The organism is Klebsiella sp. ME-303, from assembly GCF_007910085.1.
Classification (GTDB): domain Bacteria; phylum Pseudomonadota; class Gammaproteobacteria; order Enterobacterales; family Enterobacteriaceae; genus Klebsiella; species Klebsiella michiganensis.
On sequence record NZ_VOJB01000093.1, the window covers coordinates 128961 to 151803 of the forward strand.

The 22843-nt window shown below is 58.9% G+C and carries 17 protein-coding genes; 9 read left to right on the forward strand and 8 right to left on the reverse strand.

Features of this window, described 5'->3' with window-relative positions:
• Positions 1-166 precede the first annotated feature (166 nt).
• A complete protein-coding gene (locus tag FQK12_RS21935) occupies positions 167-988 on the forward strand; it encodes a helix-turn-helix domain-containing protein (RefSeq protein ID WP_014229266.1) in 822 nt (273 codons plus the stop codon).
• Positions 989-1134: 146 nt separating this feature from the next.
• On the opposite strand, the gene FQK12_RS21940 is transcribed toward FQK12_RS21935, so the two are convergent.
• Positions 1135-1716, reverse strand: a complete 582-nt coding sequence (locus FQK12_RS21940; RefSeq protein ID WP_014229267.1) for a flavin reductase family protein — start codon at positions 1714-1716, stop codon at positions 1135-1137.
• A 210-nt stretch (positions 1717-1926) separates the two neighbouring features.
• On the opposite strand from FQK12_RS21940, the gene FQK12_RS21945 reads away from it, so the two are divergent.
• The 4 genes from FQK12_RS21945 (at position 1927) to nhoA (ending at position 6330) form a co-directional block, all read left to right on the forward strand.
• Positions 1927-2631 (forward strand): ABC transporter ATP-binding protein, encoded by a 705-nt coding sequence (locus FQK12_RS21945; protein ID WP_162097195.1) that lies wholly within the window; start codon positions 1927-1929, stop codon positions 2629-2631.
• Complete coding sequence (locus FQK12_RS21950; RefSeq protein WP_014229269.1) at positions 2628-3596, forward strand: ABC transporter substrate-binding protein; 969 nt, start codon at positions 2628-2630, stop codon at positions 3594-3596. The genes FQK12_RS21945 and FQK12_RS21950 overlap by 4 nt, the downstream gene beginning before the upstream one ends.
• 156 nt (positions 3597-3752) lie before the next feature.
• Complete coding sequence (locus tag FQK12_RS21955; RefSeq protein ID WP_014229270.1) at positions 3753-5408, forward strand: ABC transporter permease; 1656 nt, start codon at positions 3753-3755, stop codon at positions 5406-5408.
• A gap of 76 nt (positions 5409-5484) precedes the next feature.
• Positions 5485-6330, forward strand: coding sequence for an N-hydroxyarylamine O-acetyltransferase (gene nhoA / locus FQK12_RS21960; protein ID WP_014229271.1), 846 nt, complete (start codon positions 5485-5487; stop codon positions 6328-6330).
• Positions 6331-6479: 149 nt separating this feature from the next.
• Here nhoA and narI read toward each other — a convergent pair whose 3' ends face one another.
• The 6 genes from narI to FQK12_RS21990 form a co-directional block, all read right to left on the reverse strand.
• Positions 6480-7160: a respiratory nitrate reductase subunit gamma gene (narI, locus tag FQK12_RS21965; RefSeq protein ID WP_014838419.1), complete on the reverse strand. Its 681-nt coding sequence runs from the start codon at positions 7158-7160 to the stop codon at positions 6480-6482.
• On the reverse strand, positions 7157-7852 hold the full coding sequence (gene narW / locus FQK12_RS21970) for a nitrate reductase molybdenum cofactor assembly chaperone (protein WP_014229273.1): 696 nt from the start codon (positions 7850-7852) through the stop codon (positions 7157-7159). Before narW ends, narI begins: the two co-directional genes overlap by 4 nt.
• On the reverse strand, positions 7852-9396 hold the full coding sequence (gene narH, locus FQK12_RS21975) for a nitrate reductase subunit beta (RefSeq protein WP_014229274.1): 1545 nt from the start codon (positions 9394-9396) through the stop codon (positions 7852-7854). Before narH ends, narW begins: the two co-directional genes overlap by 1 nt.
• Complete coding sequence (locus FQK12_RS21980) at positions 9393-13133, reverse strand: nitrate reductase subunit alpha (RefSeq protein ID WP_014229275.1); 3741 nt, start codon at positions 13131-13133, stop codon at positions 9393-9395. Before FQK12_RS21980 ends, narH begins: the two co-directional genes overlap by 4 nt.
• 93 nt (positions 13134-13226) lie before the next feature.
• Positions 13227-14615 (reverse strand): NarK family nitrate/nitrite MFS transporter, encoded by a 1389-nt coding sequence (locus FQK12_RS21985; protein ID WP_038423172.1) that lies wholly within the window; start codon positions 14613-14615, stop codon positions 13227-13229.
• 189 nt (positions 14616-14804) lie between these two features.
• The gene (locus FQK12_RS21990) at positions 14805-15380 is read right to left on the reverse strand and encodes a TetR family transcriptional regulator (RefSeq protein WP_014229277.1); all 576 of its coding nucleotides are present in this window, start codon (positions 15378-15380) and stop codon (positions 14805-14807) included.
• A gap of 118 nt (positions 15381-15498) precedes the next feature.
• On the opposite strand from FQK12_RS21990, the gene FQK12_RS21995 reads away from it, so the two are divergent.
• Positions 15499-16989: an MFS transporter gene (locus FQK12_RS21995; protein WP_004850706.1), complete on the forward strand. Its 1491-nt coding sequence runs from the start codon at positions 15499-15501 to the stop codon at positions 16987-16989.
• 120 nt (positions 16990-17109) lie between these two features.
• Here FQK12_RS21995 and yddG read toward each other — a convergent pair whose 3' ends face one another.
• Entirely contained in the window at positions 17110-17988 is an 879-nt protein-coding gene (yddG, locus tag FQK12_RS22000; RefSeq protein WP_004850709.1) for an aromatic amino acid DMT transporter YddG, read from the reverse strand.
• 226 nt (positions 17989-18214) lie between these two features.
• On the opposite strand from yddG, the gene fdnG reads away from it, so the two are divergent.
• The 3 genes from fdnG to fdnI are packed head-to-tail and all read left to right on the forward strand — an operon-like array spanning position 18215 to position 22807.
• Entirely contained in the window at positions 18215-21262 is a 3048-nt protein-coding gene (gene fdnG, locus FQK12_RS22005; protein ID WP_114138917.1) for a formate dehydrogenase-N subunit alpha, read from the forward strand.
• A gap of 11 nt (positions 21263-21273) precedes the next feature.
• The gene (gene fdxH, locus FQK12_RS22010; protein ID WP_014229281.1) at positions 21274-22158 is read left to right on the forward strand and encodes a formate dehydrogenase subunit beta; all 885 of its coding nucleotides are present in this window, start codon (positions 21274-21276) and stop codon (positions 22156-22158) included.
• Positions 22151-22807 (forward strand): formate dehydrogenase-N subunit gamma, encoded by a 657-nt coding sequence (fdnI, locus tag FQK12_RS22015; protein WP_004120645.1) that lies wholly within the window; start codon positions 22151-22153, stop codon positions 22805-22807. The genes fdxH and fdnI overlap by 8 nt, the downstream gene beginning before the upstream one ends.
• Positions 22808-22843: the final 36 nt, after the last annotated feature.

Here is a 22843-nt window from a genome sequence, read left to right on the forward strand (position 1 = left end):
CGCCGCCGCCCGCGGCAACCACTCTGGCAATGCCAATGCATCTGGCAAAATGGCACTGATAATGAGATGAGCGGGTCGCCGATCACAATTCCATAAATCTTGCTCGTGGCGGCCGGTTAAATGCATTATCTTGCCCCTGCGCCGTATGCCGTTTTGGACCCGATCGATGATGCTAACCGTTGAGTATTATTTCACCCATCCGCAGGATAAGCTGGGAATGTACGCCAGCGATCCGGAAGATAATAGCCATGAACATAGTCACGAGTTTGCTGAACTGGTGATCGTTGAAGAAGGGCACGGCTTACACGTTATTAATGGCCGGCCATTATATATTCAGCAGGGCGACGTTTTTTACGTTCAGCCGGGAGATGTTCACTATTATGATGAGCTGGGAACGCTTAAGTTAATTAACGTATTAATTAACCCACTGGTAGAATTTCATTATTTACAGCCTCTCGACACCTTATTGCAGACGTTCTCCGCACGAAAGGCTTCCTGCTACGGCTGGCTGGCGCCGGATACCCGCCATATCTGCAAGGAATTGGTAGATAAAATATTTTCTGCCGAGCTGCGGCGGGGGCAAAATATTGCCCTGCGCGAAGCCGCCTTTTTCCAGCTGGTGACGACGATTCTGCATGCGGAAACCGAAGCCGAATATAGCACCACCAAATATAAGCTGCATAAATTGCTGACCTGGCTACAGGAGCACTGTTTTGAAGAACATAACTGGCCGCAGCTGGCGGAGAAATTCCACCTGACCACGCGGACCGCTTTTCGCCATATTAAAGAGGCGACGGGATTGACGCCGGATAATTATTTAAAGCGTCTGCGCTTAGTTTCGGCGCGCGTCAAATTACGCGAGACCGATATGACGATTACCGAAGTGGCTTATTTATGCGGTTTTGCCAACAGCAACCACTTTACCACCTTATATAAAAAGGTCTTTGGCCTGACGCCCAGCGAAGATCGGCGGCGTTTGCTGCGCTAGTTCACCTCCCGGAGGCGATGCTGCGCATCTGTCCGGGCTACGCGCCCTCAGCGGTCTGCGGTCCGGTAGCCCGGGCAAGGCGCTGTGCGCCGCCCCCGGGAGAGACGCGCAGGGTGGTGAAGAATTGCCCCGGAGGCGAGCGGGGGCTATTTTTCCGGGGTATTGGCGCGGACGTGGCGGCCGCTGGCAACAAAGTTGCCGGTGCCGAGATGATGGAGGGTATTGATCTTATCGTCGTCGAACTGCCAGCGTCCGCTGACGAACGCGCGCTCATCGGCGGCGGCGGAAACCACTTCGCCAAACAGCGTATCGTACTGCTCCTGAGCCGCCGTTGCCGGCAGCAGTCGGCACTCCATCCATGCAAGACACTTCTCTTCAATCAGCGGCAAGCCCAGCTCCGGACCTTGCACGACCGGGATGCCGTAAGCGTTAAATTTATCCTCATCGCGTCCGCTGATGCTGCCGACCGCGTAGGTCCAACTGGCGGCCTCGACGCCGGGAACGACGATGCCAAATGCGCCGTTGCGCTCAATAATTTCCCGCGTCCAGGCGCTTTTATCTACCACGATGGCCAGCCTCGGCGGAGCGAACTCCACCGGCATCGACCACGCGGCGGCCATGACGTTGCGGCGTTGAGAGTGGGCGTCATAGCTGGTTATCAAAATTGTTGGGCCATGGTTGAGCAGGCGACTGGCGTACTGAAGTTCCACGTGGCGAAAACGGCTCATATGCGTTCCTTGGTAAATGGGTCTGATGCCAGACAACACGTTAATCCGCAATGAAAATGTAATCAATACGTCATCGAGGGTCCCTATAGTCGGCGTCACTAAGTCCCAAAGAGGATAACAATATGTTAGCTCCCCTGAATTTGTCTCAGGTGAGCGCGCGCCGGCGGATGTTGACCGCGGGCAGAGTCTCGCTTTCCCAACGGGAGGGCGATAATGCGCGCGCTTACCAGCATTAAACTCGACGGCGTTTCTTTCGCCTTCGGCGCTCACACCGTGCTTAATCAGATCGATCTGCATATCGATGCGGGCAGCATTGTTGCGCTGCTGGGGCCTTCTGGCTGCGGTAAAAGCACGCTGCTGCGTCTGCTCGCCGGATTAACCGTACCCGCCAGCGGCAGCATTCACTTTGGCGATCGCCTGGTGGCGAAAACCGGCTGGGGCTTGCCGCCGGAGCAGCGCGATCTCGGTATGGTCTTTCAGGATTACGCCCTGTGGCCGCACATGACGGCGGCGCAGAACGTGGCTTTCCCGCTGCGTATGCGCGGCGTCGGGCGTCAGCAGCGACAGCAACGGGTCGAGGAGGCGCTGGCGATGGTTGGTCTCAGCGGCTTCGCCGACCGCAAACCGTCGGGCCTTTCCGGCGGTCAGCAGCAGCGCGTTGCGCTGGCCCGCGCCATCGTCGCAGAACCGCGCGTGCTGCTGTTCGATGAGCCGCTCTCCAATCTCGACAGCGAGCTGCGCGAGTCGCTGTGCCTCGAAATGAGCGGCCTGCTGCGCCAGCTGGGCATCACTGCCGTCTACGTCACCCACGACCGTCGCGAAGCCGAGCTGCTGGCCGACAAGATTATTCATTTATCTGCGGGCTGCATTGCCGCCGTCCGCGCCGTGACTTCAACCTCAGGGGAATCCGTATGAAAACCGTTATCACCGTTACCAAAGGAGCCGCGCTCGCGATGATGTTGTCCGCCACCACGATCTCCAGCGCCCAGGCGCTCACCGTCTACACCGCCGGGCCGGGCTCGCTGGCGAAAAACCTTGCCAGCGGCTATGAGAAGAAAACCGGCGTTAAGGTGAATATTTTCCAGGCCACCACCGGTAAGGTGATGGCGCGTCTCGAGGCCGAGCAGGCTAACCCGCAGGCGGATGTGCTGATTTCCGCCTCGTGGGATACGGCGGAAGATTTGCATCACCGCGGCTGGCTGCTGCCGTATCAGAGCGCCAATGCCGATAAAGTCCCGGCGAACCTGAAATCCGCCGATTACGTTGCTCAGGGTATTTCGGCCCTGGGGATCGTCTGGAATACCAAAAGCGGCACCCCGGAGCCGAAAGAGTGGCGCGACCTGACCGAAGCGGCGTTCAAAGACAAAGTGACGACGCCGGACCCGGCACTTTCCGGCGCGTCGCTGGATTTGCTGATCGGGTTACAGAATGGCATGGGCGATAAAGCCTGGGCGCTGTTTGATGCGTTAAAGAAGAATGGCATGGTGGTCAGCGGGCCGAACGCCCAGGCGGTAACGCCGGTGATGCAGGGGGCGAAAGCGGCGGTATTCGGCGCGGTTGATTATGTCTCTTACGGCAATATCCATCAGGGCGAATCGCTAAAGGTGATTTTCCCGGCCAGCGGCACGGTCATTGCACCGCGGCCGATGATGATCCTCAAAACCAGCCAGCATGCTGACGACGCAAAAGCCTTCGTTGATTATGTGCTGTCGCCGGAAGGCCAGGCGCTGGTCGCCGACGCCTGGCTTATGCCCGCCCGCAGCGATGTTCCGGCGAAGCGCCCGCTGCTCAACGAGCTGAAAATATTGCCGACCGCAGGCGAGGGCAATAGCGAACGTAGCGCGGTGCTTTCCCGCTTTAATACGCTTTTCGCCCAGTAAACCGACTTTTCCCCCGGGCTTCGAAAGTTGGCTCGGGCACATTCCCGGAGGCGGCGCTGGCGCGCCTGTCGGGGCTACCGGACCGCAGACGGCTGTGACCCCGTAGCCCGGCTAAGCGTAGCGCGAGCCGGGTAAGATCGTATCCAGGAAAATACCGTGAAACAGAGACTTATTTCAGCGGGTACGCTGGCGGCGCTGCTGGTGCTGGTGGCATTGCCGCTGCTGTTTATTGTCCTCCAGGCAATTTTTCCCCAGTTTAGCGCCGGTTCGCTGGGCGGCGCGTTTAGCGGCGTATCAACGCTGATTGCCGACCCGCAGCTGCCGACGATGCTCGGCGGTACCCTGTGGGTGGCCTGCGGCGTGGCGCTGATGAGCATGGTCATCGGTCTACCGCTGGGCGTCTTGCGCGGATTGTTTACTATCCCGCTGCCGCGGCTGTGGGATCTGCTCTTTCTGATCCCGTTTCTGACGCCGCCCTATATTGCCGCGCTGTCGTGGATGCTGATGCTGCAAAGTCATGGCTATCTCCAGCAGCTGACCGGCTGGGATCTCAACGATCTGTTTTTTAGCCGCATCGGGATCGTGCTGGTGATGACCCTCAATATCTTTCCGGTGGTCTACTTCGCCGTCTCGCGCAGCCTGTTGGCCAGCGGTCAGCGGCTGGCGATTGTCGCCCGGGTGCACGGCGCCAGCGCCTGGCGAGCGTTCTGGCACATCACGCTGCCGATGCTTTCTCCGGCTCTGGCGGCGGGGATGCTGCTGGCGTTTACCCTGGCCATTGAAGAGTACGGCGTTCCGGCGGCCCTGGGGGCGCGGGCAGGGCTGGTCATGCTGACCGTAGGCATTGAGAAAAAGCTCGCCGACTGGCCTGTCGATCTGCCCGGCGCGTCGCTGCTTTCGCTGCTGCTGATCGCGGTGGCGCTGCTGGCCTGGTGGCTGCAAAAACGGCTGACCGGCGATAAAGAGGTCACCAGCGTCACCGGCAAGCCGGGAGAGAATAGCGGGGCGGAGTTGGGCTGGCTGACGCTTCCGGCGGTGCTAGTGATGGCGGGCGTCGGGGGGCTGGCGGTGGTGATGCCGGGCGCGTCGATGGTGCTGACCAGCCTGATGAGCACGCTGTCGGGCGGTATCCACGCTGACAATGTTACCCTTCGTCATTTTGCCGCGCTGTTTGCTCAGCAGGGCGACGCGCTGTCGGCACTGGCAACCAGCCTTTCGCTGGCGCTGGCTTCGGCAGGGGTTGTCGGCCTGGTGGGGCTGCTCGCCGCCTGGCTGGTTGTGGTGCAAAAAATCAAGGGGAGCGCCTTTGTTGATGCGCTATCGCTGCTGCCGGCGGCGCTGCCGGGCGTGGTGGTGGGCGTCGGGCTGATTCTGCTGTGGAACCAGCCGTTCTGGCCGGTGTCCCCCTACAACACCTGGTTTATGCTGCTGCTTTCCTACTGCTGTCTGCTGCTGCCCTGGCCGGTGCGCTACGTCAGCAGCGCGCTGCGTCAGCTTGGCAATAATCTCGAACCCGCGGCGCGGGTGCACGGCGCAACGGCCCTGCAGGCGCTGCGTCTGATCGTTCTGCCGCTGGTCTTTCCGGCGCTGCTGGCGGCGATGCTGATGGTGTTCGCCGTTGCCTCCCGCGAGCTGGTGACCTCGTTGCTGCTTGCGCCGGCCGGGACGCAAACCGTCTCGGTGTTTATCTGGCGCCAGTTTGAGCAGGGCTCGGCGGGAGAGGGAATGGCAATGGCATCGCTGACGCTCTTTACCGGTCTGGGGCTGATGCTCTGCGCGCTGGCGCTGATGCAGCGGGGCACGCGCGGATAAATACGATCGCACAAAATAGCTGGTCAGGCGGGAAAAACAGGCTATAAATGTCGGACACCGATTGCTGGAGGCATTGATGAGTCCCTTTTTAAGCGCCTATTTTTCTCGTCTGGGCTGGACGGGCACCCCGGATGTTTCACTTCACACCCTGCGCGAACTGCATATTCACCATAACGGCGCGATCCCCTTTGAAAATCTGGATGTGCTGCTGCCCAGAGAGATACATCTCGACGATCGCACCCTCGAAGAGAAGCTGATTCACGGTCGTCGCGGCGGCTACTGCTTCGAGCAAAACGGCCTGCTGGAAAGAGCGCTGCGCGAGATCGGCTTTACCGTGCGCAGCCTTCTGGGGCGCGTGGTGCTGGCCAATCCTCCGCATATGCCGCCGCGTACCCATCGGCTGCTGCTGGTGGAGGTGGAGGGAGAACGCTGGATTGCCGACGTTGGTTTCGGCGGCCAGACCTTGACCGCGCCGATTAAGCTGCTGGCGGATATAGAACAATCCACCCCGCACGGCGAATATCGCCTGATTTACGAAGGGGAAGAGTGGGCGCTGCAGTTCAGCCATCACGGCCACTGGCAGTCGATGTACCATTTTGATTTAGGTCGCCAGTACGCTTCCGACTATGTGATGGGCAACTTCTGGTCGGCGCACTGGCCGCAGTCGCACTTCCGCCATCATCTGCTGATGTGCCGCCACTTGCCGGACGGCGGCAAAATGACGCTGACCAATTTCCACTTTACCCATTGGGATAAAAACCACGTAGTCGAAAAGCTCGATTTAGCGGACGTTCCGGCGCTGTATGAGGCGCTGCAAACGCGTTTTGGCCTCGGCGTGGATGATGCCAAATACGGCTTTAGCGAAGCGGAGCTGGCGGCGGTGATGGCGGCGTTTGATACCCATCCCGAGGCCGGAAAATAAATATCGTACAGGAACCGTTGGCTGGATAAGGGGTGACTGTCAAACGGGGATGTTACCCGGCTTGCGCTACGCTTAGCCGGGCTACGGGGCGCTCCTGTCGCCCGGGGTTAGGCGTTTTTGCCGCGACCCGGGATGATTACGGATTTTGCTCAGCGTCTTGAACGTACCACCTGGTAGCGGCGGGTGAAATATTCAAACGGCGCGCTCCACACGTGAACCAGCCGGGTGAACGGGAACAGCAGGAAAATCGTCATCCCCAGCACCAGATGCACGCGGAAAACAAAGGCCACGCCGCTGAGCATTTCTGACGAGCCGCCGCGGAAGGTGACGATGCCCTGCGCCCAGCCCACCAGCTTCATCATTTCACTGCCGTCCGGATACTGCGCCGAGAAAGGGATGGTGCTCAGCCCGAGCAGGCACTGAATCAGCAGAATGCTCATGATGATGATGTCCGGCGCGGTCGAGGTGGCGCGAACGCGCTGGTTGGTCAGACGACGCCAGAGCAAACCGGCGCCGCCAATCAGCGTCAGGACGCCGCAGACGCCGCCGAGCACCATCGCCATCTGCTGCTTGACCGCAATGGGTAAAAACCAGGCATACATCCAGTGCGGCGTTAACATGCCGAACAGATGGCCAAAGAAAATGCCGAGTATGCCGATATGGAACAGATTCGACCAGATCACCATCCCGCGTTTATCCAGCATCTGGCTGGAGGAGGCGCGCCAGGTGTACTGGCCGTAGTCATAGCGCAGCCAGCTGCCGAGAAAAAAGACCGTCGCGCAGATGTAGGGGTAGATGTCGTAAAAAAAGACGTTCAGATACTGTATCATTTCGGGCCTCCCGCGCTGACGTCGACGTACTGCGGCGCCACGTCCTGGCTAAAGCGTCGTTGATATTGCTGTAACGGTGAGCTGTCACAGGCCGTGGCGTTGTCTTCGATAAATTTCACCTGTTCTTCTTCCCAGACCGCATCCAGCGCCTGCCGGGTGTCATCGCGGGACTCGTTGTTGACCTGCTGCGTGACACTGTCACTTGATAGCGGGATCCCGCCGAGGCTGAGCAGGGCGTCAAACAGCTGATACCAGGGGACACCGCGCTGCTTCAGCCGCCCGCCCAGCAGCGCCAGAATCGGCGCGACGTTTTGCAGACCTTCGCGCGCTTCGTTTTCCGGCAGGATGCTGAGGTATTCCAGATACAGCGGCAGGTGGTCGGGAAGCTCGCGACAGTTGAGCACCAGGCCCGCCTTTTCATACTGAGCGAGCAGGTCGACCATCGCCTGACCGCGGTCGCGAGACTCGGCGTGCACGTGTTCAAACAGCAGTAGCGACGTGGCGCGGCCCCGGTCGAACACTTCGCACCATTCGGCCTGCTTGTCCAGCAGCGGGGCATTCAGCATCTCAGCGGCGAAGTCGTTGAGCACAGGGGCGTCGTGACGCACCATGCTCAGCACCTCGTCCTTGCACTGCCAAAGAAACTCATCCGGGTACTCCATCAGCAGGCCGATCGCTTTGAGGATTTGCATTATTCGCCCTCCGCTTTATCGCGTACTTCGGTGATGTTGATGGCGTCAATGCGGCTACTGTTGAACAGGTTGAATTTGGTGTCGGAGCCGTGGCAGCCGTCGCCGAAGGTAAAGCCGCAGCCGTTGCGCTCGGGGAAGGCGTCGCGCGCCATTTCGCGGTGGCTGGTCGGGATCACGAAGCGGTCCTCGTAGTTGGCGATCGCCAGATAACGGTACATCTCCTCGACCTGTTCAACGCTCAGGCCCACCTCCTCGATGGCGCGAGTATCGGTGACGCCTTCCACCGTTTGCGAGCGCATGTAGTGACGCATCGCCATCATGCGCTTCAGCGCGCGCAGTACCGGGCCGGTATCGCCCGCGCTGAGCATATTGGCGAGATACTGCACCGGAATGCGCAGGCTTTCGATGGCCGGAAGCACGCTGTCGCTTTTCGGCAGACCGCCGGCGTCGGCGTAGGACTGAATCGGCGACAGCGGCGGCACGTACCAGACCATTGGCAGGGTGCGGTATTCCGGATGCAGCGGCAGCGCCAGCTTCCAGTCCATCGCCATTTTGTACACCGGCGAGCGCTGGGCGGCATCAATCACGTTTTGCGGAATCCCCTGTTTCAGCGCTTCTTCAATCACCGCCGGGTCGTGGGGGTTGAGGAACACCTCGCACTGCCGCTCGTAGAGGTCGGTTTCGCGCTCGGTGCTGGCGGCCTCTTCAATGCGGTCGGCGTCGTACAACAGCACGCCGAGGTAGCGGATACGTCCCACGCAGGTTTCGGAACAGACGGTGGGCTGTCCGGACTCGATACGCGGGTAGCAGAAGATGCACTTCTCCGATTTGCCGCTTTTCCAGTTGAAGTAGATTTTCTTGTACGGGCAGCCGCTGATGCACAGACGCCAGCCGCGGCATTTGTCCTGGTCGATCAGCACGATGCCGTCTTCTTCACGCTTGTAGATGGCGCCGCTGGGGCAGGTGGCGACGCAGCTCGGGTTCAGGCAGTGCTCGCACAGGCGCGGCAGATACATCATGAAGGTATTTTCAAACTGGCCGTACATCTCCTTCTGAATCTTGTCGAAGTTACGGTCGCGGGCGCGCTTTTCAAACTCGCCGCCGAGCAGCTCTTCCCAGTTGGGGCCCCAGATAATTTTATCCATCCGCTTGCCGTCGATAAGCGAACGCGGACGGGCGGTGGGCAGGTGTTTTCCCTCCGGCGCGTTGTGCAGATGCTGGTAATCAAAGGTAAAGGGTTCATAGTAGTCGTCGATCTGCGGTATCACCGGATTGGCGAAAATTTTGGTGATGACGCCCATTTTGCCGCCCAGACGCGGGCGTATTTTGCCATTAACATCGCGCACCCAGCCGCCTTCCCACACCTCCTGATCTTCCCAGTTTTTCGGATAGCCGATGCCCGGTTTGGTTTCGACGTTGTTAAACCAGGCGTATTCCATCCCTTCGCGTCCGGTCCAGACGTTTTTACAGGTGACGGAACAGGTGTGACAGCCGATGCATTTATCGAGATTGAGAACCATACCGACCTGTGAACGTATTTTCATTTTTTCGCCTCCTGTACCCCATCGCGACCTTCGTCATCCAGCCAGTCAATATTTTTCATTTTGCGGATCATGATGAACTCGTCGCGGTTGGAGCCGACGGTGCCGTAGTAGTTGAAACCGTAAGCCAACTGGGCGTAGCCGCCAATCATATGGGTCGGTTTCGGGCACACGCGGGTGACCGAGTTATGGATCCCGCCGCGCCGTCCGGTGACTTCCGAGCCCGGAATATTCATCAGGCGCTCCTGCGCGTGGTACATCATGGTCATCCCCGGCGGTACGCGCTGGCTGACCACCGCGCGGGCGGTGAGCGCGCCGTTGGCGTTGAAGGCCTCGATCCAGTCGTTATCTTCAATACCCAGCTCGCGAGCGTCGGTTTCGCTGATCCACACGATCGGCCCGCCGCGCGACAGGGTCAGCATCAGCAGGTTTTCGCTGTAGGTGGAGTGGATGCCCCATTTCTGGTGCGGCGTCAGGAAATTGAGCGCTTTTTCCGGGAAGCCGTTAGGCGGAATCGCTTTCATCTGGCTGACGCTGCGGGTGTCAATGGGCGGACGATAAACCACCAGGCTTTCGCCAAAGGCGCGCATCCAGGGGTGATCCTGATACAGCTGCTGGCGGCCGGAAAGGGTGCGCCAGGGGATCAGCTCGTGGACGTTGGTATAGCCGGCGTTGTAGGAAACATGCTCGCTCTCGAGGCCGGACCAGGTCGGGCTGGAGATAATTTTGCGCGGCTGGGCCTGAATATCGCGGAAGCGAATTTTTTCATCCTCTTTATTCAGCGCCAGGTGCGTATGCTCGCGGCCGGTAAACTCGCCGAGCGCTTGCCAGGCTTTGACCGCCACCTGGCCGTTGGTTTCCGGGGCGAGGGCGAGGATCACTTCCGAGGCGTCAATGGCGCTGTCGATGCGCGGGCGACCTTTGGCCGGGCCATCAAGCTTGACGTAGTTAAGCTTGCCGAGGAAGTCGACCTCGTTCTGGGTGTTCCAGGTGATGCCTTTACCGCCGTTGCCCAGTTTGTCGAGCAGCGGCCCGAGGGAGGTAAAGCGCTCATACGTCGCCGGATAATCGCGCTCAACGACGGCAATCGACGGCGCGGTTTTACCCGGCGTCAGCTCGCATTCCCCTTTCCGCCAGTCCAGCACGTCGAAGGGCTGCGACAGCTCCGCCGGGGAGTCGTGCTGCAGCGGCACCAGCACAACGTCGGTCTCTTTATCGAGGTGGCCGACGCAGACCTCGGAGAAGGTTTTGGCGATATCTTTGTAAATTTCCCAGTCGCTTTTCGCCTCCCACGCCGGGTCAACGGCGGCGGAGAGCGGGTGGATAAACGGATGCATATCCGAGGTGTTCATATCGTCTTTTTCATACCAGGTGGCGGTCGGCAGAACGATATCGGAGAACAGGCAGGTACTGGACATGCGGAAATCGAGCGTCACCAGCAGGTCGAGCTTGCCTTCGATGGCCGCGGTCTGCCACTCCACCTCTTCGGGCTTCACGTCATCGCTGGCGCCCAGCTCATCGCCCTGAATACCGCTGTCGGTGCCCAGCAGATATTTGAGCATATACTCGTGGCCCTTGCCGGAGGAGCCCAGCAGGTTGGAGCGCCAGATAAACAGATTACGTGGATGATTTTTGCCGTTATCCGGCTGTTCGCAGGCGAAGCGGATCTCGCCGGACTTCAGCGCCCGGGCGGTGTAGTCGGCGGGGGTCAGTCCGGCCGCGGCGGCCTGCGCCTTGATGGTCAGCGGATTGACGCCCAGCTGCGGCGCGGAGGGCAGCCAGCCCATGCGCTCGGCGCGTACGTTAAAGTCGATCAGATGGCCGCTGAATTGGCTGGCATCGGCCAGCGGCGACAGCAGCTCCCGGGCGGTCAGCTTTTCATAGCGCCACTGGCTGGCGTGATTGTAAAAAAAGGAGGTGCTGTTCATCTGGCGCGGCGGACGATTCCAGTCAAGGGCGAACGCCAGCGGCAGCCAGCCGGTTTGCGGACGCAGCTTCTCCTGACCGACATAGTGCGACCAGCCGCCGCCGCTCTGGCCGACGCAGCCGCAGAATACCAGCATATTGATCATCCCCCGGTAGTTCATATCCATGTGGTACCAGTGGTTGACGCCGGCGCCGAGGATAATCATCGACCGTCCGTGGGTTTTATGCGCGGTATCGGCGAATTCACGGGCGATCTGCTCGATGTGCTGGCGCGGGACGCCGGTAATCTGTTCGGCCCACGCCGGGGTATAGGCTTTCATCTCGCTGAAGTCCTGCGCGGCGTTGGGATCGTCTAAACCGCGATCGAGTCCGTAGTTGGCGAGAATCAGATCGTAGACGCTAACCACCAGGCCGGATTCACCGTTGGCCAGCGGGAGCTGCTTAACCGGCAGCTGATGCAGCGTCACCGGATCCTGCTTGATGCTGCGAAAGTGCGGGTTTTCGTTGCCGCCGAAGTAGGGAAAGCCCACCGTCACCACGTCGTCACGGCTATCCAGCAGCGATAGTTTGAGTTCAATGGCTTGCCCGGCGGCCTGCTGTTCAAGGTTCCATTTGCCTTTCTCTCCCCAGCGGAAGCCAATCGAACCGTTGGGCGCCACCAGTTCACCAGCGCTGTTATAGGCGACGGTTTTCCACTCCGGGTTATTGCTTTCGCCCAGCCCGTCAACCAGATCGGCGGCGCGGACCATCCTGCCGGGAACGTAGAAACCCTCCTCGCGACGCTCAAGCATCACCAGCATCGGCATATCGGTGTAGGTGCGGCAGTAGTTGAGGAAATAATCGCTCGGGTTATCAAGGTGAAACGTTTTGAGGATCGCGTGGCCCATCGCCATGGCCAGCGCGCTGTCGGTACCCTGTTTCGGCGCCAGCCACTGGTCGCTGAGCTTGGCTACCTCCGAAAAGTCCGGGGTAATCGCGATGGTTTTGGTGCCCTTGTAGCGCACTTCCGTAAAGAAGTGGGCGTCCGGGGTTCGGGTCTGCGGGACGTTGGAGCCCCAGGCGATAATATAGCTGGAGTTGTACCAGTCGGCGGACTCGGGAACGTCGGTCTGCTCGCCCCAGGTCATTGGCGAGGCGGGGGGAAGGTCGCAGTACCAGTCGTAGAAGCTCAGGCAGGTGCCGCCGAGCAGCGACAGATACCGGGTGCCGGCGGCGTAAGAGACCATCGACATCGCCGGGATCGGCGAAAAGCCCGCCACGCGGTCCGGGCCGTAGTTTTTGATGGTCCAGACGTTGGCGGCGGCAATCAGCTGGTTCAGCTCCTTCCAGCTTGAACGGATAAACCCGCCTTTGCCGCGTACCTGCTTGTAGCTGAGGGTTTTGACCGGGTCCTGCATGATGCTGTCCCACGCCTGCACCGGGTCCGGGTGCTGAGCCAGCGCTTCGCGCCATAGCGCAATCAGCCGCTTGCGCGCCAGCGGATACTTCAGGCGGTTAGCGCTGTAGAGGTACCAGGAGTAGCTTGCGCCGCGCGGGCAGCCGCGGGGTTCGTGGTTGGGCAGGTCCGGGCGGGTGCGGGGGTAGTCCGTTTGCTGAGTTTCCCAGGTGACCAGCCCGTTTTTGACGTAAATTTTCCAGCTGCAGGAGCCTGTGCAGTTCACGCCGTGCGTTGAGCGGACGATTTTGTCGAACTGCCAGCGCTGACGGTAGCTGTCTTCCCAGTCGCGGTTGGTGTTGTACACCTGACCGTGGCCGTTGGCAAAGCTCTCGCCTTTCTGCTTAAAGTAGCGAAAGCGATCCAGTAGTTTACTCATGACCTTCCTCCTGCTCCGATAATGTCCGGCCTGAAAAGACCGTACGATCCCCAGGCCGGATAGGGCGTCAGCCGCCATCCGATGAATATGCCGTTATTGTTTTGCCGGTTTACGACGGCCGTAGACCAGCCAGGTCACCAGCACGCAAACCACGTAGAAAACCAGGAAGACCTTCATCGCCCCGACCGGGGAGCCGGTCATCGCCAGCGAGGTACCGAAGGCTTTAGGGATAAAGAAACCACCAATCGCGCCGATGGCGGAGATAAAGCCGAGCGCCGCCGCGGTGTCGGTCACCGCTTCGTGCTGGGCCTGTTCGTCGCTGCCGCCGCGTTTCTTCACGCTGTCGAGGGTGATTTGGCGAAAGATCACGGCGATCATCTGGAAGGTGGAACCGCTGCCGAGACCGGCGGTCAGGAACAGCCCCATAAACACCACGTAAAAGGCGAGAAAACTGCCTGAGCCGCTGCCGGGGAGGGTGAGAAACAGCAGGCCGGTGAACAGCGCCATCAGCACAAAGTTCACCAGCGTGACCCGTACGCCGCCGAGACGGTCGGATATAATCCCGCCGAAAGAACGCGCCAGCGCGCCGATAAACGGCCCGAAGAAGGCCAGCTTAAGGATGTTAACATCAGGGAACTGCGTTTTCGCCAGCATGGCGAAACCGGCGGAGAAGCCGATAAACGAGCCAAAGGTGGCCAAATAGAGTAGGCTCAGCAGCCACATATGCGGGCGTTTCAGCACCGGCAGCTGCTCGCGAATCGAAGCCTTTGAGCTGGCGATGTCGTTCATTCCTACCCAGGCGGCGAAGGTGGCTATCACCAGCAGCGGAACCCAGACGAGGGCGGCGTTGCTCAGCGCGAGAAGAGAGCCATCCTCCTGAGGCACGCCATGGATGCCAAGAAAAGCGAAGATGGGAAGATAAATCGCCGCCGGCGCGATCATCTGCATCACGCTGACGCCGAGATTGCCGAGGCCGCCGTTGATACCCAGCGCGCTGCCCTGTTTCGCTTTGGGAAAGAAAAAACTGATATTTCCCATGCTGGAAGCAAAGTTCGCGCCGGCAAAACCGCACAGCAGGGCAATGGTGATAAATACCCAGAATGGAGTAGCGGAGTTTTGAATGGCGACACCCAGCCAGATACAGGGCACCACCAGAATAATCGTGCTTAATACCGTCCAGTAGCGCCCGCCAAATATAGGTACCATAAAGGAGTAGGGGACGCGTAATATTGCGCCGGAAAGCGAGGGCAGAGCGGTTAATAAAAAGAGCTGATCGGTGGTGAAATTAAATCCGACTTTATTGAGATTGACGGCGACGGCGCTGAATAGCATCCAGACGCAAAAGGCGAGTAGCAAACAACCTACGGAAATGCAAAGATTTCTGCGCGCTATTTGCTTTCCCTTATTCTCCCAAAACGCCGCATTTTCTGGTTTCCACTCTTTTAAAAGATAATGATTCTTTTTCTCATTTTTGCTCAGCATATTGCCCTCGAATGAACAGTAACCCGTCAAAAAAGAATAAACTGGTAAAACAGCAAATTAATAAAAGAAATAAAATCAGGGATGGGGATGTATCTGTTGTAATAAATGAAGAATAGATAAGAAAAGCGCGCCGAAAGAGGACGCGCGAATATTAGCTCAGGATTATTTGTTACTAAATGTAACTTAAAATTAAAAAAGTTCCATCGAGATAGAATAATTGATATGCCGATTGAAGGCGGCATCATCTATTTCCTGCATTCCCAGCGCATAAATACCGTCGAGGCCGCAGACGAGAGCAATGAGCCGCCAGGCAATGCTTTCCATATCGTCCCCTGGCTTAAACTCACCGGCAGCGGTTCCCTGGCGGATGATCTTCAGGGTCTCTTCATGCCACATGTTCATGGTGAGCAGATAGGCCCCTTTGATATCGCTGTCGCTATCGGCCAGCAGCTGCGCTTCGCGCCACAGGCGAATGTATGGCTCAAGCCTGCCGTCGTCGCTGCCCACCATAGAAAACAGGCGTTCACGCCACGTGGCGTCGTCGGCGACCAGCGGCATATCCATCATTTCGCGGATCAACCGTATGAAGGCATGGGCTTTTAGCTCGCCCGCGGAGGTGAAATGATGGTGCAGCTGACCGGCGGAGACGCCGGCTTCGGCGGCAATCTGGCGGACGGTCATAGCGCTAAACCCGCCCCGAAGCGCTACGCGCATGGCTGCCAGCACAATAACTTCCCGACGCGCATCGCGATTTAAGTAGCCCATAACGTTAGTGACCCCGGTTTTTTTGGCGATAGTAACAAAAAGTTGGACACTCGTTCAACAATCCGGCAGGATCCGTTTTCTGGACGCTTGTCCAGTTTTAACGTTGAGGGAAAGTAGTATGTCTCGGCAATGGTTGACGCTGATGGCGATTTTGCTGGTTTATATTCCGGTGGCGATTGACGCCACTGTTCTCCACGTGGCTGCGCCAACGCTCAGCGTAGCGCTGGGGACCAGCGGTAACGAGCTGCTGTGGATTATTGATATTTATTCGCTGGTAATGGCCGGTATGGTGCTGCCTATGGGCGCATTGGGCGATAAAATCGGCTTTAAACGGCTGCTGCTGCTCGGCAGCGGTATTTTTGGCACCGCGTCGCTGGCGGCGGCGTTTTCGCCCACGGCAGAGACGCTGATTGCCTCCCGCGCGCTGCTGGCGGTGGGGGCGGCGATGATTGTGCCTGCGACCCTGGCCGGGATCCGCAGCACCTTTTCGCAGGCGCATCAGCGTAATATGGCGCTTGGTCTGTGGGCAGCGGTCGGTTCCGGCGGCGCGGCGTTCGGTCCGCTGGTTGGCGGCATGCTGCTGGAGCATTTTTACTGGGGATCGGTTTTCCTGATCAACGTGCCGATCGTCCTGCTGGTGATAGCGATTAACGCCAAAGTGGTGCCGCGTCAGCCCGCGCGGCGCGAGCAGCCGCTGAATCTTTTCCAGGCGCTAATCCTGATCGCCGCCATTTTGATGCTGGTCTTTAGCGCCAAAACGGCGCTCAAAGGGCAAATGGCGCTGTGGTTAACCGGGCTGGTGGCACTATCTGGCGCCGCGATGCTGTTCTGGTTCGTGCGCAAACAGCTCTCGGCATCGCGTCCCATGGTCGATATGCGCCTGTTTACCCATCGCATTATTTTAAGCGGCGTGATGATGGCGATGACCGCGCTGATTACGCTGGTGGGTTTTGAACTGCTGATGGCGCAGGAGCTGCAGTTTGTGCACAGCAAAACGCCTTTTGAAGCCGGGCTGTTTATGCTGCCGGTGATGGTGGCGAGCGGTTTCAGCGGGCCCATTGCCGGCATGCTGGTATCGCGGCTGGGGCTGCGCGAGGTCGCCACCGGCGGAATGCTGCTCAGCGCCCTGAGCTTCCTCGGCCTGTCGATGACCGATTTCAGTACTCAGCAGTGGCAGGCCTGGGGACTGATGACGCTGCTGGGCTTCAGCGTCGCCAGCGCGCTGTTGGCCTCCAGCTCGGCGATCATGGCCGCCGCGCCGAAGGAAAAAGCGGCGGCGGCAGGGGCCATCGAAACCATGGCCTATGAGCTGGGCGCGGGACTGGGGATTGCCCTGTTTGGCCTGATCCTGACCCGCAGCTACACCTCGTCAATTGTTCTGCCGGGTGGAATCGAGGGCGCGGCGGCGGAGCAGGCGTCGTCCTCCATCAGCGAGGCGATTAAGCTGGCGCAGTCGCTGCCCGCCATACCGGCGCAAAGCCTGCTTGAAGCGGCGAAGGCAGCGTTTATTCATTCGCACAGCATCGTGCTGGCGACGGCTGGCGTCCTGCTTCTGCTGCTGGCGGCCGGCATCTGGCGTAGTCTGGCAAAAGCGCCTGAGCTGAATTAACCCTTTAGACAGCCGACTGCCAGATGATTGAAGACGTGCCCATCCCGGGAATTGCCATCAGGGATGGGCTGAAGTCAGTCACGGATCTTGTAGGCCGTTAAGGCGTCGGCCGCCGCCGTTTTAGCGCCGGGTCGCCTGCCAGCAAAGCAGGGAGCCGGCGCACACCATTCCGGCGCCCTGCCAGAATGACCACGACAGCGCGGCGCTGAGCAGTGCCGCCGCCAGCGCCGAGGAGAGCACCGGCGTAAAGTAGGAGGCGGCGGCCAGCAGGCTGACGTTGCCGTGCAGGATCCCGACGTTCCACGCCGCGTAGCCTAATCCCAGGGCAACGGACAGCGCGATCAGTTTGGCTATCACCGGCCAGCTAAAGACCATGGGCGGCTGTTCGCTGAACAGGAACTTTAGCCACAGGGTCAGGGCGGTAAGCAGAACAAAAAGGGTAATCCCGTTTTTGCCCTTCGCGTATTTAGCGGTGACCGTGCAGTAGGCCGCCCAGATAAACGCGCCGATGAACGCCAGAATATAGCTCAGCGGGCTGGAAACCACGTTGCGGGTAATTTCATCTACATTCAGACCATGCTCACCGCCTAATACCCAGGTGACGCCGAATAAAGCGAGAAATAATCCCGGAATAACCAACCAGCTGCTTTTTTGGCCGTTAAACAGAATGGCGAATAAAATCGTCAGGCTGGGCCACAGATAATTAACCATGCCCACTTCAATAGCCTGCTGGCGGCTACCGGCTAATCCGACCGACAGCGCCAGGCAAATTTCATAGCTGACGAACAGCAGGCTCCCTGCCAGTAAATAGGGGCGAGGGATCTGGCGTATTTGCGGGAAGCCGACGGTAAAGATCAGCAAAAGGCCGCTCAGGCTGTAGATCATCGCCGCGCCGCCCACCGGACCAAGCCCTTCGCTTACGCCACGAATCAGCCCGACCATGGTGCTCCACAAGACGATAGCGGCCAATCCAATGAGCGTGGCTCTCTTCTTCTCCATATTTAACCTGATGTTGGTTCAAACGCAGTCGGGTTTTATAACACTTTTTTTTCGCTTCCGGGGGATATTTTCCACCGTGCTTAATCCTAATGGAGTAACGAAATTCAACGCGGCTGACTATTAAGGGGTCATGGGTTCAGGACATTGATTTGACGCAAATAAAACAGGGTTATTGCTGTTAATTTCCACTCCCGCAATGAATAAACATCCCGCATGGAGGGGAACAATGGACGTCAGCCGCAGAAAGTTTTTTAAAATCTGCGCAGGCGGTATGGCCGGAACAACAGCCGCTGCATTGGGTTTTGCGCCCAAAATGGCCCTGGCTCAGGCGCGTAATTACAAATTGCTGCGCGCCAAAGAGATCCGCAACACCTGCACATACTGCTCCGTGGGCTGCGGGCTATTAATGTATAGCCTGGGCGACGGCGCGAAAAACGCGAAAGAAGCGATTTACCACATTGAAGGTGACCCGGATCATCCGGTGAGCCGCGGCGCGCTGTGCCCGAAAGGCGCGGGGCTGCTTGACTATGTTCATAGCGACAACCGCCTGCGCTATCCGCAGTACCGCGCGCCGGGTTCGGATACATGGCAGCGCATCTCCTGGGATGACGCGTTTACCCGCATCGCCAAACTGATGAAAGCCGACCGCGACGCCAATTTTATTGAAAAGAACGAACAGGGCGTGACGGTTAACCGCTGGCTGTCCACCGGGATGTTATGTGCCTCTGCGGCCAGTAATGAAACCGGCATGCTGACGCAAAAATTTGTGCGCTCCCTCGGCATGCTGGCGGTAGACAACCAGGCGCGCGTCTGACACGGACCAACGGTAGCAAGTCTTGCTCCAACATTTGGTCGCGGTGCGATGACCAACCACTGGGTTGATATCAAAAACGCTAACGTCGTGGTGGTGATGGGCGGTAACGCCGCCGAAGCCCATCCGGTGGGATTCCGCTGGGCGATGGAGGCGAAAAACAACAACGATGCGACGCTGATTGTCGTCGACCCGCGCTTTACGCGCACGGCGTCGGTGGCCGATATCTATGCGCCTATTCGCTCCGGCACGGACATTACGTTCCTGTCGGGCGTGCTGCTGTACCTGATCGAAAATAACAAAATCAATGCCGAGTACGTTAAACACTACACCAACGCCAACCTGCTGGTGCGCGACGATTTTGCCTTCGAAGATGGCCTGTTCAGCGGCTACGATGCCGAAAAGCGTCAGTACGATAAATCGTCGTGGAACTATCAGTTCGACGAAAACGGCTACGCCATGCGCGACGAGACGCTGCAGCATCCGCGCTGCGTCTGGAACCTGCTGAAGCAGCACGTTTCGCGCTATACGCCGGAGGTGGTGGAGAATATCTGCGGTACGCCAAAGGCGGACTTCCTCAAAGTGTGCGAAGTGCTGGCGTCAACCAGCGCGGCGGACCGAACCACCACCTTCCTTTACGCGCTGGGCTGGACGCAGCATACCGTCGGGGCGCAGAACATCCGTACCATGGCGATGATTCAGCTGCTGCTCGGCAATATGGGGATGGCGGGCGGCGGCGTCAACGCGCTGCGCGGGCACTCCAATATTCAGGGGCTAACCGATTTAGGCCTGCTCTCGACCAGCCTGCCGGGCTACCTGACGCTGCCGTCGGAACAGCAGACGGATCTGCAAAGCTATCTCGCCGCCAATACGCCGAAGGCGACGCTGGCCGAACAGGTGAACTACTGGAGCAACTATCCGAAGTTCTTCGTCAGCCTGATGAAATCGTTCTACGGCGACGCGGCGCAAAAAGAGAACGACTGGGGCTTCCACTGGCTGCCGAAATGGGACCAGGCTTACGACGTTATCAAATATTTCAATATGATGGATAACGGTAACGTCACGGGCTATATCTGCCAGGGCTTCAATCCGGTGGCTTCGTTCCCGGACAAAAACAAGGTGGTCCGCAGCCTGAGCAAGCTGAAGTACATGGTGGTTATCGACCCGCTGGTGACCGAAACGTCGACCTTCTGGCAAAACCACGGCGAGTCGAACGATGTTGACCCGGCGGCGATTCAGACCGAAGTGTTCCGCCTGCCGTCCACCTGCTTCGCCGAAGAGGATGGTTCAATCGCCAACTCCGGGCGCTGGCTGCAGTGGCACTGGAAAGGCCAGGACGCGCCGGGCGAAGCGCGCAACGACGGCGAAATTCTGGCCGGCATTTACCACCGTCTGCGCGAGCTGTATCGCACCGAGGGCGGCAAAGGCGTCGAGCCGCTGCTGAAGATGGGGTGGCACTACAAGCAGCCGGATCGTCCGGAATCAGAAGAGGTCGCGAAAGAGAACAACGGCTACGCGCTGGCGGATCTCTTCGACGCTAACGGCGCGCCGCTGGCGAAGAAGGGCCAGCTGTTGAACAGCTTCGCGCTGCTGCGCGATGACGGTACCACCGCGTCGTCCTGCTGGATCTATACCGGCAGCTGGACCGAGCAGGGCAACCAGATGGCCAACCGCGATAACGCCGATCCGTCAGGCCTCGGCAACACGCTCGGCTGGGCATGGGCGTGGCCGCTCAACCGGCGCGTGCTGTACAACCGCGCGTCGGCGGATATTAACGGCAAGCCGTGGGATGCGAAGCGGATGCTGATCCAGTGGAACGGCAGCAAGTGGGTTGGCAACGATATTCCGGACTTCAATACCGCGCCGCCGGGCAGCAAAACCGGGCCGTTTATTATGCAGCCGGAAGGACTGGGGCGCCTGTTTGCCCTGAATAAGCTGGCGGAAGGTCCGTTCCCGGAACACTACGAGCCGATGGAAACGCCGCTTGGCACCAACCCGCTGCACCCGAACGTGGTCTCCAGCCCGGTGGTGCGCCTGTATGAAGAGGATGCCCTTCGTTTAGGTAAGAAGGATAAATTCCCGTACGTCGGCACCACCTATCGCCTGACCGAGCATTTTCATACCTGGACCAAGCATGCGCTGCTCAATGTGATTGCGCAGCCGGAACAGTTTGTCGAAATCAGCGAAGGTCTGGCGAAAGCGAAGGGGATTGCCAACGGCGATCGGGTGACGGTCAGCAGCAAGCGCGGCTTTATTCGCGCGGTAGCGGTGGTGACGCGTCGTCTGCAAACGCTCAACGTTAACGGCCAGCAGGTAGAAACCGTCGGGATCCCGCTGCACTGGGGTTTTGAAGGGGTAGCCCGCAAAGGTTACATCGCCAATACCCTGACGCCAAACGTCGGGGATTCCAACTCGCAAACGCCGGAGTACAAGGCGTTTCTGGTCAACATCGAGAAAGCGTAAGGAGCGAATACATGGCGATGGAAACCCAGGACATTATCAAACGCTCCGCCACCAACCCGATCACGCCCGCGCCGCGCGCGCGGGATTTTAAAGCGGAAGTGGCGAAGCTGATCGATGTCTCCTCCTGCGTAGGCTGTAAAGCCTGCCAGGTGGCCTGTTCCGAGTGGAACGATATCCGCGATGAGGTTGGGCACTGCGTCGGGGTGTACGACAACCCCGCCGATCTGAGCGCCAAATCCTGGACGGTAATGCGCTTTAGCGAAACCGAACAGAACGGCAAGCTGGAGTGGCTGATACGCAAAGACGGCTGCATGCACTGCGAGGACCCGGGCTGCCTGAAGGCGTGCCCGTCCGCCGGGGCGATTATTCAGTACGCTAACGGCATCGTCGACTTTCAGCAGGAGAACTGCATCGGCTGCGGCTACTGCATCGCCGGGTGCCCCTTTAACGTCCCGCGCCTCAATAAAGAGGATAACCGGGTCTATAAGTGCACCCTGTGCGTTGACCGGGTCAGCGTCGGCCAGGAACCGGCCTGCGTGAAAACCTGCCCAACCGGCGCGATTCACTGCGGCAGCAAGAAAGAGATGCTGGAAGTGGCCAACGAGCGCGTGGAAAAGCTGAAGAAACGCGGCTATCCCCATGCCGGGGTGTATAACCCGCCGGGCGTCGGCGGCACCCACGTGATGTACGTGCTGCATCATGCGGACCAGCCGGAGCTGTACCACAACCTGCCGAAAGAGCCGCAGATCGATACGTCGATCAACCTGTGGAAAGGCGCGCTGAAGCCGCTCTCGGCGGTCGGGTTTATCGCCACCTTTGCCGGGCTGATTTATCACTACATCGGGATTGGGCCGAATAAAGAAGCGGATGACGATGAGGAGGAGCATGATGAGTAAATCGAAAATGATTGTGCGTACGAAGTTTATTGACCGCGCCTGTCACTGGACGGTGGTCATCTGCTTTTTCCTGGTGGCGCTATCGGGGATCTCGTTTTTCTTCCCGACGCTGCAGTGGCTGACCGAAACCTTCGGTACGCCGCAGATGGGGCGAATTCTGCATCCGTTCTTCGGGGTACTGATTTTCGTGGCTCTGATGTTTATGTTTGTGCGTTTTGTCCATCACAATATTCCCGACAAGCAGGATATCCCCTGGCTAAAGGGCATTATTGAGGTACTGAAAGGCAACGAGCATAAAGTGGCGCGGGTAGGGAAATATAACGCGGGGCAGAAAATGATGTTCTGGACCATCATGAGCATGATTTTTGTGCTGCTGGTGACCGGCGTGATTATCTGGCGGCCCTGGTTTGCCCACTATTTCCCGATTCAGGTTATTCGCTATAGCCTGCTGATTCACGCGACCTCGGCGATTATTCTTATTCATGCGATTCTGATCCACATGTATATGGCGTTTTGGGTGAAGGGATCGATTAAAGGCATGATCGAAGGGAAGGTGAGTCGCCGCTGGGCGAAGAAGCATCATCCGCGCTGGTATCGCGAGGTGGAGCGTCAGGAAGCGAAGAAAGAGAGCTGTGAAGGGCTGAAGTAAGCGTAACTGAGCAACCCGCTCTGGCTGAAGCCGGAG

Excerpts from the sequence above, each read along its gene's own strand:
- FQK12_RS21995 (WP_004850706.1), top strand. The coding sequence starts at position 15,499 with ATGTCTCGGCAATGGTTGACGCTGATGGCGATTTTGCTGGTTTATATT.
- narH (WP_014229274.1), bottom strand. The coding sequence starts at position 9,396 with ATGAAAATACGTTCACAGGTCGGTATGGTTCTCAATCTCGATAAATGC.
- FQK12_RS21940 (WP_014229267.1), bottom strand. The coding sequence starts at position 1,716 with ATGAGCCGTTTTCGCCACGTGGAACTTCAGTACGCCAGTCGCCTGCTC.
- yddG (WP_004850709.1), bottom strand. The coding sequence starts at position 17,988 with ATGGAGAAGAAGAGAGCCACGCTCATTGGATTGGCCGCTATCGTCTTG.
- fdxH (WP_014229281.1), top strand. The coding sequence starts at position 21,274 with ATGGCGATGGAAACCCAGGACATTATCAAACGCTCCGCCACCAACCCG.
- nhoA (WP_014229271.1), top strand. The coding sequence starts at position 5,485 with ATGAGTCCCTTTTTAAGCGCCTATTTTTCTCGTCTGGGCTGGACGGGC.
- narI (WP_014838419.1), bottom strand. The coding sequence starts at position 7,160 with ATGATACAGTATCTGAACGTCTTTTTTTACGACATCTACCCCTACATC.
- FQK12_RS21935 (WP_014229266.1), top strand. The coding sequence starts at position 167 with ATGATGCTAACCGTTGAGTATTATTTCACCCATCCGCAGGATAAGCTG.
- FQK12_RS21990 (WP_014229277.1), bottom strand. The coding sequence starts at position 15,380 with ATGGGCTACTTAAATCGCGATGCGCGTCGGGAAGTTATTGTGCTGGCA.
- FQK12_RS21980 (WP_014229275.1), bottom strand. The coding sequence starts at position 13,133 with ATGAGTAAACTACTGGATCGCTTTCGCTACTTTAAGCAGAAAGGCGAG.
- FQK12_RS21950 (WP_014229269.1), top strand. The coding sequence starts at position 2,628 with ATGAAAACCGTTATCACCGTTACCAAAGGAGCCGCGCTCGCGATGATG.
- fdnI (WP_004120645.1), top strand. The coding sequence starts at position 22,151 with ATGAGTAAATCGAAAATGATTGTGCGTACGAAGTTTATTGACCGCGCC.
- narW (WP_014229273.1), bottom strand. The coding sequence starts at position 7,852 with ATGCAAATCCTCAAAGCGATCGGCCTGCTGATGGAGTACCCGGATGAG.
- FQK12_RS21985 (WP_038423172.1), bottom strand. The coding sequence starts at position 14,615 with ATGCTGAGCAAAAATGAGAAAAAGAATCATTATCTTTTAAAAGAGTGG.